The following is an 11,711-nucleotide window of genomic DNA, read 5'->3' as shown; positions in this document are numbered from 1 at the left end:
CAAAAAAGTACCATCAAGCGTACCAGATTTATTTTCTTGTAATTTTTACTATAATGCGTCTATTGCATAAATTTATACTAATTATATTCATTAGTTTATACTCCATTGTCTATTCTCAAAACGGGCAAGAAATATATACTTTTATGAATATGACCGTATCTGCCCGTCAAGCGGCTTTAGGAGGTAATGCTAACTCTTCTTGGGATAATGATCCTAATATGGCTATGTTCAATCCGGCAATGATGAACGATAAAATGCATAACCAAGCGGGAATAAATTATTCCTCTTATTTAGCAGATGTCAAATTGGGTGCTGTTTCCTATGTATATAATCCCAAAGAAAGTAAGCACTTTTTTTCCCTTCATGGAAGATATGTAGATTATGGAGATCTTAAGGCCGCCGATGAAATTGGAAATGTAACCGGAAAATTTACAGCAAAAGACGCAGCAGTAACTTTAGGTTATGCCTATAATATCTCTGATTTCTTTACCGTAGGCGGAAATTTATCTTATGTTACCAGTAAAATTGAAAGTTATACTTCTTCCGCTCTTTTGGCTGATCTTGGGGTGGTATTTCACGACATTGATTATTATACTACCGTTTCTGCTGTGGTTAGAAATTTTGGAGGGCAATTAACTTATTATAATGATAGAAGAGAAAAATTACCCATTCAAGCAAATTTAGGAATCTCGCAACGTTTCGAAAAATTACCGATGGAGTTAACTCTTACCTTACATGACTTACAAAAATTTGATATTTCTTCACCAACTAATAAAAAGGGAGAAAAGATCAGTGGAGGAAGAAAAATTATAGATCATATTTCGTTAGGTGCCGAACTATTTCCCGAGTCAGGATTTAACCTCAGAGCCGGATATAATTTTAAGAGAGGTAATGAATTGGCCATCGAAGATCAACGGTCATTTGCCGGATTAACTCTTGGTTTTGGAGTGAAAATTTCATATTTTCGCTTTGATTACGCTTGGGGGCGATATAATGCTGCGGGAAACACCAATACATTTGGACTACGTATAGACTTGGAAAATATGTTTGCCCCTCGTTATGATTGGTAAAATAACATGAAAAACAACAAGATAAAACCTATAATTGCCATAGATGGTTATTCTTCCACCGGTAAAAGCTCCTATGCAAAAATGTTAGCCAAAGAATTTGGATGGATTCATATAGACACCGGTGCAATGTATAGAGCTGTAACTTTATATGCTATTGAAAATTTTTATAAAAATAATACAATAGATGAGTTAGCTTTACTAACCCATTTAAATTATATCCATTTGGACTTTAAGCTAAATTCTGATTCCAATACCAATGAAATTTATATTAATGGAAAAAATGTTGAAAATAGAATTCGTGCTTTTGACATATCTGAACATGTTTCATGGGTGGCAAAAATACCTGAAGTAAGAGAATATTTAGTAAAACAACAGAGAAATATAGGAAAAAACGGCGGGATAGTTATGGATGGTAGAGATATTGGAACAGTCGTATTTCCAAATGCTGATTTAAAATTTTTTATTACTGCCAGTATAGAAGAAAGAGCTAAACGAAGATTCACTGAATATAAAAATCAACACAAAAATATTTCTTTAGAAGAAGTTCAAGAAAATCTTAAGCAAAGAGATTACATTGATGGCAGCCGATCGGTGTCACCACTAACTCAGGCAACAGACGCCATTCTTATCGATAACACTCATTTAAGCAAAGAAGAAACCTATAATAAAATGGTTCAAATTGTTAAGGATAAATTTAAAATCTGATTTATAAAATAATTTTTTTTACTTTATCTTGTTGTTACTTATAATTCAGTTTATTTTTAAAAAATTCGAAAATATAACTATTTTTTATAGTATAACGGATTAATTTTTATTAATCTGTTTCTTATTAAAACTTATAAATAAGTAAATTAATAAGGATATTATTTTTCAACAAGATCTTTTATTGTAGAGAGGAAATTGAAAAACTACTCTTCAATCTCTTCTTGTTTATGATAGGCTTCTAAAATTTTTCTTACTAATTTATGTCTTACCACATCAATTTCTGTCAATTGCACAAAACCTATTCCCTTAACTCTTTTTAAAAGATGAACAGCTTCTTTTAATCCGGATTTCTGATGTTTAGGTAAATCTATTTGCCCGGGATCTCCCGTAATAATAAACTTAGCATTAGCCCCCATACGCGTTAAAAACATTTTCATTTGCAGATGGGTCGTATTTTGAGCTTCATCTAAAATTACAAAGGCTTCATCTAACGTTCGACCTCTCATAAATGCCAAAGGAGCAATTTGAACGACTCCTTTTTCAATATAAGAAGCCAGTTTTTCATGACTGATCATATCTCGTAATGCATCATACAAAGGCTGAAGATAGGGATCTAATTTATCTTTTAAATCACCGGGTAAAAATCCTAAACTTTCCCCTGCTTCCACAGCCGGGCGAGTAAGCACAATTCTTTTTACTTGTTTATCTTTTAAAGCTTTTACAGCTAAAGCAACGCTAGTATAGGTTTTCCCTGTTCCTGCCGGACCAATGGCAAATACCATATCATTGTTTTCAACTGCTTTGACAAGTTTTTTAAGATTTTCTGTTTTAGCCCTAATAAGTTTTCCTCCTATTCCGTGAACAATAATATCCTCAGATTCGGCTCTAAACACATTCTGCTTTTCTCCATTAGAGAGTATTTCCTCCAGAGCGATATCATTTAACTTATTATATCTATTTATATATTCTGTTATTTCTTTAACTTTATTATTAAACAAAGTTAAATCCGCATCATTTCCTGCTGCCGACACTACCCGATCCCTTCCTGTAATTTTTAATTTGGGAAAATGATTAATCAACAGATTAAAGTTTTGATTGTATTCACCATAGAAAGTTTTTAAATCCACCCCTTCTAAAGTAATTCGTATTTGATTCAAATTTTAACTCCTTTTTTAATTTTACATAACAAAAATAAGCAATAACTTTGTGTAGGATAATAAAAAATGGGAATAATAACACTTACTACCGATTTTGGTTTAGACGATTACCATGTGGCTGCTCTTAAAGGTGCTATATACAGCCAAATTTCGGATATTATAGTCGTTGATATCTCACATCAAATTATGCCTTTTGATTTAATTCAAACTGCTTATATTATTCAAAATTCATACAAAAATTTTCCTAAAGGGACCATTCATATAATTGGTGTCGACGCGTTGCCTTCTCCTTTTGTAAAATCTTTAGCTGCAGAAATCAACGGTCATTTTTTTATATGCAATGATAACGGCATTCTTTCTTTAATCGCTGAAGAATACATTCCCGATCAAGTATATGAAATCACGATTAATAAATATGATGATCTTCATTTTTTAACTAAAGACCTTTTCATTCCTGTGGCCTGTCATCTTGCCAGAGGCGGAAAAATAGAATTAATAGGTAGAAAAATAAATTCTTATAAAGAATTAACTCAACCCAAACCGGTCGAAAAAAGCGAAGATAATTCGTTAACAGGAATGGTTATTCATGTAGATAATTTCGGTAATGCAATAACCAACATTAGTAAAGAACAATTTCACCAATTTGGAAAAAAAAAGGACTTTATAATTTTTGCCAGAAACGTTCAATTCACTGAAATCAAATCTAAATATACCGATATACTTGGGACAGATTCTGATGACAAAAAATATCATGGAAAAGCTTTTGCTATATTTAATTCTTCGGGCTTTTTACAAATTTCCATGTATAAGAGTAATTTAAAAACCGTTGGAGGGGCCAGTTCTCTAATGGGCTTATATATAGGAACTAATATTCGCATTGTTTTTTTTTAGTTAGTAAATCATATTTTTTACACTTCCTATTTTATACACATTTTTACCTATACATGTGATCATTCATGTGTAATACTTTTATAAATTCTGATTTATATTTTTTAGAAAAAAAATAAGAACACAAAAATATACTTTGGTACAATATTTTCTCATCTACACATCAGAATAAATTTACAAATTATTTATAACATTCTATTTTATAAAAAAATTAGTTTATTTTGTTCGTTTAAACAATTAATATAAAAAACAATTAAAATATAATATATTATGAAAATTACCATTGATGATTTCCGTGTGATAGAAGGAAAATCAGTAAATCTTAAAAATTATACTACTCAATCACCTGAAAATTTCAAAAAAAATAAAAAAGAGATAAAGAAAATAATTAAAAGTATAGATTATTATCAAAATATTTTAAATGCTGAAAACAAACAATCTTTATTAATTATTTTACAAGGAATTGATGCTGCCGGAAAAGACAGTTCCATACGAGCAATCATGACGGGAGTAAATCCTCAAGGAGTAAATGTATCATCTTTTAAAACACCTTCTTCTTTAGAGTATGAACATGATTATTTATGGAGACATATTATCAAAATGCCCGAACGTGGGAAAATAGAAATATTTAATCGTTCTCATTATGAAAACGTATTAGTTTGCAAAGTACATCCTGAATTTATTTTAAATGAAAAAATTCCTACTATAAATTCTGTCAAAGATATTAATGATGGGTTTTTCGAAAAAAGATATGAGGAAATTAAAAATTTTGAAAATCGTATGTTTAACAATGGTACTCGAATTATTAAATTTTTTCTCAATATAAGTAAAGACGAGCAGAAAAAAAGATTTATTAAGAGAATTAATGAAAAAGAAAAAAATTGGAAATTTTCAGCTTCTGATTTAAAAGAACGTAAATTTTGGAATGAATATCAAAAAGCTTTTGCAATGGCTTTTGAAAATACTTCCACTGAAAATTGTCCCTGGTTTATTGTTCCTTTTGATAATAAATCTTACGGGCAATTCGTAATGGCTTACATCATTAATGAAACATTAAAATCTATGAACCCAAAATATCCGGAGGTAAATAAACAAGAAAAGGAGGCTTTAAAAATTGCTTATCAGGATTTACTCAATGAAAAAGATTAAAATTCACACTTTGTTTATTATAGTTGAGTAGAACAAACAACTTTCACATCATTGCTTAACAACTTTTATTTATCTTATAATTGTTTCTTTCACCTTTGAGATAAATAAAAACTGTTTTTTCGAGTTTATAATTAATTTCTTCGCTGAGATTACCTTAAATCTATATTATATTAAAAAAACTTTTTTAATACAATAATAATTTATACTCTAAATTATTACAAAGGAACTATATAATAAATTATTTTTTTATCTCAGATCTTCTAACATTGGTTATACCTTCAATATTATGCAACTCTTCTATAATTTGTTCTAATTGAAGAGTATTTTTTACAAATAATATTAAATTTCCGTAAAAGATACCATCTTCAGAATTAATGTTTATTTTTTTTATACTAATTTTAAATTTATTAGAAATAAGAGTGGTTATATCGTTAAAAATACCGTTTCTGTCAATTCCTTGTAATGATACTTCTATCAGAAAATCCCTGCTTGAACTACTTACCCATTTAGCTGGAATTACTCTGTAATCATAATTAGCTCGCATATCAATAGCATTGGAACAGCTTTCTTTATGAACTTTTATACCACTGTTTATGGTTACAAAACCAAAAATATTATCACCCGGAATTGGATTACAGCATTGCGCTAATTGATAATTTAGTTTTTCTTCATCATCTCCAAAAACAATCATATCATAATTTTCCTCCTCTTTAGGTTCTAGAAAATTATTTTCAGTGATTATAGAGGTTCTTTTTCTTAATTTGGATAATAAATTTGTTAAAACTCCTTTGCTATCTCTATATTTTTTTAGTGCTTTACTATCGATGACTCCGGTAGCAACCTGATAAAAAACATCGTGACTGGTTTTTGCTCCGAAAAATTTTTGAATGGAATTTAATTCTTCTTCTGAAAAATTAATTTTTAAGTGCCGTAACTTACGAATTAATAATTCTTTACCTTCTTCTGTATACGTTCTTTTTTCCGAATTCAATGCCGCTTTGATCCTTGATTTTGCTTTTGAAGTGGCGACAAAATCCAACCAATCTGCTTTAGGTTTTTGAACATTGGACGTCAGTATTTCCACCTGATCTCCACTTGATAACTTATAACTTAACGGAACCAATTTATTATTTACTTTAGCTCCTAAACAATGATCGCCGATACCCGAATGCACGGAATAAGCAAAATCTAAAGCCGTAGCTCCTGCCGAAAGTACTTTTAAATCTCCTTTAGGAGTAAAGACAAAAATGTCCTTTGTGTATAAATTTAATTTAAAATCATCTAATAATTCCTTTGTAGAAGCCGTTCCCAAGTTTTCCAACATTTCTCTAACTTGAGATATCCAATTTTCAATTTGATTATCTTCTCGTCCTTTATATCCTTCTTTATATTTATAGTGAGCGGCAATCCCTTTTTCAGCCAATTCATCCATTCTCTCCGATCGGATTTGTACTTCCACCCATTTAGATTCCGGACCAATGACGGTAACATGTAAACTTTCATATCCCGTAGATCTGGGAGTAGTAATCCAATCTCTCATTCTGCTGGGATTAGGCATAAATTTATCCGTAACTATGGAATAAATTTTCCAAGCCAGGAATTTTTCATTTTTATAATCAGATTTATATATAATTCTAATAGCAAATAAATCAAAAACTTCCTCAAAGGAAACATCTTGTTTTTTCATTTTTTTATAAATTGAAAAAACGGATTTATGTCGTCCTTTAATAGTAAAATTCAAACCTTCGGCATTTAAGCTTTCTTGCATAATCCTTGAAAACTCTTCAATATATCGTTGTCGGTCTTTTTCTGTTTCCTCAAGTTTTTTAACGATTAAAGAATAAGATTCCGGATCGGTATATTTTAAACTCAAATCTTCAAGCTCAGATTTGATGGTATATAGCCCCATTCTATGGGCTAAAGGAGCATATATATAGGTGGTTTCAGCAGCAATTTTTTTCTGTTTAGAACTTTTCATGCTGTCCAAAGTCCTCATATTATGAAGTCTGTCGGCTATCTTAATTAAAATAACTCTAACATCTTCAGACAAGGTAAGTAACAACTTTCTATAGTTCTCGGATTGTAACGAAAGATTTTGATGGTCTATATTGGATATTTTGGTAAGTCCATCTATAATTTTAGCTACTTTAGGATTAAATAAATTGGAAATATCTTCAATGGTATATTGAGTATCTTCCACTACATCATGCAATAAAGCACATGCTATGCTTGTTGCTCCTAAGCCTATTTCATCAGCAACAATTTTAGCTACGGCTAAAGGGTGATATATATAAGGTTCTCCGGTTTTTCTCCTTTGATCCTTATGGGCCTCTTTTGCAACTTCAAAAGCTTTTCTAATCAGAGATTTATCTTCTGTAGTCAAATCTCTGTAGGTGTTACGAAGCATATCTTTGTAACGTTTGACTATTTCTTCTTCTTCTTTTTTTAAGTCTATTTCGTCCATACCACTATTTAGTCTATTTTACTAGTTACAATTTATATGCGAATCATAACATTAATCTTTACTTATGTGTTAAAATCTTAACTTTTATTAGTTACACAAAGCTAATTAATTTTTCTTTTAAATATGCATTCTAACTTTTTTATGTTATTATATTATTTATAAATTTATATTTTTGAAAAACTAATTATAGTATCAATGAAAAAAATTACACTAAAATCTTTTTTATTAACCTGTTTTTTTAATGCTTCATCATTAGTCGCTCAAACGGGTGGGGGTATGTGGATACCTAATCAGCTCAATGAAAAAGAAATGAAGGAAATGGGTATGAAAATATCTTCAAAACAAATATTTAATACCTATAATCCAAGCATAAAAGATGCGGTTGCTCATTTCGGAGGAGGATGTACTTCTGAAGTTATTTCACCTAAGGGATTATTACTTACTAACCATCATTGCGGTTACTATAGCATACAATCGCACTCTACAGTTACCAATGACCTGTTAACCCATGGATTTTGGGCTTCTAACTATGAAGAAGAAAAACCGAACGAAGGCTTAAAAGCAACTTTTATTGTTGATATTATAGATGTAACTTCTCAAATATTATTGGGTATAAGCGATAATTTTACTGAACAACAAAGAAATATTATTATTAAAAATAATATTAATAAAATTTGTTCAACCATTAAAAAAGAGGACTATCAAAACATTGCTATATTACCTTTTTACAACGGTAATCAATATTATGCTTTTATTACAGAAACTTACGAAGATATTCGATTAGTGGGTGCTCCTCCATCTTCTATAGGAAAATACGGATCAGATACCGACAACTGGATGTGGCCTAGGCATACCGGAGATTTTTCCCTATTTAGGATTTATGCAGATAAAAATAATCATCCGGCAAAATATTCTAAAGATAATATTCCTTATACCCCCAAGTATTATTTACCTATATCAATTAAAGAGAAAAAGGAAAATGACTTTTCATTTGTATACGGATTTCCCGGGAGAACTCAAGAATATTTACCGGCATCTGCTATTGAACAACTATTGGAAATAACCAATCCATCAAGAATTTCTTTACGTAATGAATCTTTAAAAATTTTAGATCATGCGATGCGTGAAAATAAAGAAATAAAGATAAAATATGCGGCAAAATATGCATCTATCGCTAACGGATGGAAAAAATGGATCGGCGAAAATCAAGGGTTACTTAAATCAAATGCTATCAAAAAAAGAAAAGAGTATGAAAATCAATTGGTAGAGCAAAGTCAAATAAATCTTGATACTAAAAATGAAAATCAGTCTTTAGTAAATGCATTAAATGATTTATATAAAAATAATAGTCGGTATAATAAAGCTTACACTTATTTTAATGAAGTTTTCTATTCGAATTCTGAAACTTTTCGTATGGCATATATAGTATCCAATCTTCTTAATGCTTCTGATCAAGACTTTGATAAAATTAAATTAAGAGTAATAAAAAATGTGAGTTCAATTTATAAAAATTATGATTCGGAATTAGACAAGAAAGTATCTTCAAAAATGCTTTCCATGTACTGTATGAATATTGAGCCAAGATTTCAGGTAGCAGGTCATGAAGATTTTGAAAAAGAATCTTCGTGTAATATTTACCTAACTGATTTATGGAAAAATTCTTATATAACTCGTGAAAGAGGAGATCTTTTATCAATATTATCTTCCGATTCTAAGGAAAATATAAAGTATAAATTAAAAGACGATGCAGTACTAAACTTTATTACTCCTTATATTGAAATGTATAGAAGAAAAATTTTACCATTTCATGATGATTTTGATAAAAAAAATGACAGCCTGCAAAGAAATTATATGAATGCTCAATTAAAGACTTTTCATTCAAAAAAATTTTTTCCTGATGCAAATTCTACTTTAAGAGTTACTTATGGTAAAATAGACGGATATACTCCAAAAGATGGAGTCTATTATAAACCTTTTACAACATTATCCGGTGTTATTGAAAAATATATTCCTGATGATTACGAATTTAATTTACCTAAAAAATTAATAACATTGTACAAACAAAAAAATTTCGGGCCTTATTCACAAAATGGAGATATCATAGTAAATTATATTGCAACCAACCACACTACCGGGGGCAATTCAGGAAGTCCCGCCTTTGATGCTCATGGTAATTTGGTAGGACTTAATTTTGACAGGGTTTGGGAAGGCACTATGAGCGATATTAATTATGATCCTTCTATCTGCAGAAACATTATGGTTGATATTCGTTATATATTATTTATAATCGATAAATATGCAGGAGCCCAAAGACTTATAGATGAAATGAAAATTGTAAAGTAAAATAAAAAAGGTTTTCTAAATTAGAAAACCTTTTTTATATAATTACTTATTTAAAATAATCCTATCGCTTTCCACCAAGCGGTTCCCACTAGTAACCAAATGGCCAAGATAACTAAACTCATAAAAAATCCGATCTTCCACCATTTTGCCAATGGTATATATCCGCAACCGAACAAAATAGGAGCCGGTCCGCTTGAATAATGTGTAATTGACATATTTAAATTACTGAAAAATGCAAATAATAATATTGCTAACATTGGTGGAGCCCCTGCAGCTATCGATATGGAAACAAATATAACGTACATCGCACTGATATGTGCTATAGCACTTGCCATAAGATAGTGTACATAATAATACACCAATAAAAGTATAAATAACATCGGCAACCAAGGTAAACCTTTCACAGATTCAGCTACATAATTTCCAAACCAAGGAATAAATCCTAAGGTATTCAATTGAGACGCTAAGGTCATAAGTATCGCAAACCATATAATTGTATGCCATGCTTCTTTTTCACTAATTACATCATTCCAATCTAGAGCACGTGTTAATAACAAAATACATAATCCTACAAAAGCTGTAAATGTCGCATCAATTTTAAGAAATGATCCTAATACCCAAAATATTACTAAATAAGAAAATACACCCAGAACAATCCACTCTTTTGTAGTCATTTTACCCATCTCTTTAAGCTTTTCTTTTGCAATCGCTTTCATTTCCGGGGTATGTTTTAATTCAGGTGGATAAAATTTATATAAAACGTATGGAATTACAAGTAAAGATAACAAGCCGGGTACAATTGCGGCCTTTGCCCAATCAGTCCATGAGATGGTATATCCCATATTCTCAACAAATTTTGCTATCATAGGATTGCCTGCCATCGAAGTTAAAAACATGGCACATGTAATTGCATTACATTGAAATATACATTGTACTAAAAATGCCCCGATCTTATTCTGAGTTCCTTTTTCTGGAGTAGAATCATAGGCATTTGATATAGATAAAAATAAAGGGGTTATTATTCCGCCACAACGTGCAGATGTGGATGGCATTGCCGGAGCAAAAATTAAATCGGTCATAACCAAACCATAAGATAACCCTAAGGAACTGTTTCCTAATTTACTAATGAAAAGATATCCTACTCTTCTTCCAAAACCTGTTTTAATAAATCCTCTTGAAATAAAAAAAGCACAAGCTATCATCCAGATTGTAGTATCTCCAAAACCTTTTAAGGCGCTTTTAATAGGAATTAAATCTAGAGCAACTACCGTAGTCATACTAAAGATTGCCATTGCTCCCAAAGGAAACGGAGAAAGAATCAATCCTAAAACCGTTGCGATAAAAATTGATGCCAAATGCCAAGCTTTAACATCAAGACCATCCGGCACAGGTACGAACCAAAGAATAACTCCTACTAAAATAACCAATAAAAACTTTAATATATTTTTATTCATAATTTAACTATATGTATTTAATTTGTTTTTAATTATTATATAAATAAATTCTAATTGTTTAACGATATAACTCAACTATCAATAAATATATATGAAGTAAAAAATGTATCATAGTATTTAGAATCATTTATTCCCTTCGAAATTACCATTTTTTAAACTTTTAGGTTATATGAAACATTTCATACAACTTTTTATTCTAAGAGCAATAATTAATCCAAAAAAAAGTGTAGGAGATTCTAGTTTTTAAAATGATTAAAAATGTAATGATCTAATAGTCACAAGAATATATTTAATAGATAAATTTATAAATTAGTTAAATTTTAAGATAAGAAAAAACTAAATTTTAGATATTTTTTTTAAATATTGTTCTCTCTGAAGAATCAATAGAAAACATATATCGCAAAGGAGTTACTAGATAAATAAAATCAATAAAACCTATTTCTTCAAATTATATGATTTCAAAAACTATTTAGATTTACTA

Annotated in this window: 8 protein-coding genes; 5 read left to right on the top strand and 3 right to left on the bottom strand. The window is 29.9% G+C overall.

Going from position 1 to position 11,711, the window contains the following annotated elements; all coding sequences use genetic code 11:
* The first annotated feature begins 53 nt into the window (after nt 1–53).
* A complete protein-coding gene (porQ, locus tag GYM73_RS02955; RefSeq protein ID WP_220234095.1) occupies nt 54–1,070 on the top strand; it encodes a type IX secretion system protein PorQ in 1,017 nt (338 codons plus the stop codon).
* 6 nt (nt 1,071–1,076) lie between these two features.
* The gene (cmk, locus tag GYM73_RS02950; RefSeq protein ID WP_220234094.1) at nt 1,077–1,775 is read left to right on the top strand and encodes a (d)CMP kinase; all 699 of its coding nucleotides are present in this window, start codon (nt 1,077–1,079) and stop codon (nt 1,773–1,775) included.
* A 203-nt stretch (nt 1,776–1,978) separates the two neighbouring features.
* Here the strand turns inward: cmk and GYM73_RS02945 are convergent, their stop codons facing one another.
* Entirely contained in the window at nt 1,979–2,932 is a 954-nt protein-coding gene (locus GYM73_RS02945; protein WP_220234093.1) for a PhoH family protein, read from the bottom strand.
* 66 nt (nt 2,933–2,998) lie between these two features.
* On the opposite strand from GYM73_RS02945, the gene GYM73_RS02940 reads away from it, so the two are divergent.
* Together GYM73_RS02940 and GYM73_RS02935 are read left to right on the top strand one after the other, a co-directional pair.
* On the top strand, nt 2,999–3,823 hold the full coding sequence (locus GYM73_RS02940; RefSeq protein ID WP_220234092.1) for an S-adenosyl-l-methionine hydroxide adenosyltransferase family protein: 825 nt from the start codon (nt 2,999–3,001) through the stop codon (nt 3,821–3,823).
* A gap of 267 nt (nt 3,824–4,090) precedes the next feature.
* Complete coding sequence (locus tag GYM73_RS02935) at nt 4,091–4,969, top strand: PPK2 family polyphosphate kinase (RefSeq protein ID WP_255571011.1); 879 nt, start codon at nt 4,091–4,093, stop codon at nt 4,967–4,969.
* A 238-nt stretch (nt 4,970–5,207) separates the two neighbouring features.
* Here the strand turns inward: GYM73_RS02935 and GYM73_RS02930 are convergent, their stop codons facing one another.
* Entirely contained in the window at nt 5,208–7,433 is a 2,226-nt protein-coding gene (locus tag GYM73_RS02930; RefSeq protein ID WP_220234091.1) for a bifunctional (p)ppGpp synthetase/guanosine-3',5'-bis(diphosphate) 3'-pyrophosphohydrolase, read from the bottom strand.
* A 195-nt stretch (nt 7,434–7,628) separates the two neighbouring features.
* On the opposite strand from GYM73_RS02930, the gene GYM73_RS02925 reads away from it, so the two are divergent.
* Nucleotides 7,629–9,776, top strand: a complete 2,148-nt coding sequence (locus GYM73_RS02925) for a S46 family peptidase (protein ID WP_220234090.1) — start codon at nt 7,629–7,631, stop codon at nt 9,774–9,776.
* 50 nt (nt 9,777–9,826) lie between these two features.
* Here the strand turns inward: GYM73_RS02925 and GYM73_RS02920 are convergent, their stop codons facing one another.
* On the bottom strand, nt 9,827–11,230 hold the full coding sequence (locus GYM73_RS02920) for an anion permease (RefSeq protein WP_160542395.1): 1,404 nt from the start codon (nt 11,228–11,230) through the stop codon (nt 9,827–9,829).
* Nucleotides 11,231–11,711: the final 481 nt, after the last annotated feature.

The organism is Apibacter sp. ESL0432 (assembly GCF_019469225.1).
GTDB lineage: Bacteria > Bacteroidota > Bacteroidia > Flavobacteriales > Weeksellaceae > Apibacter.
This window is presented reverse-complemented; position numbering and strand designations above follow the sequence as displayed.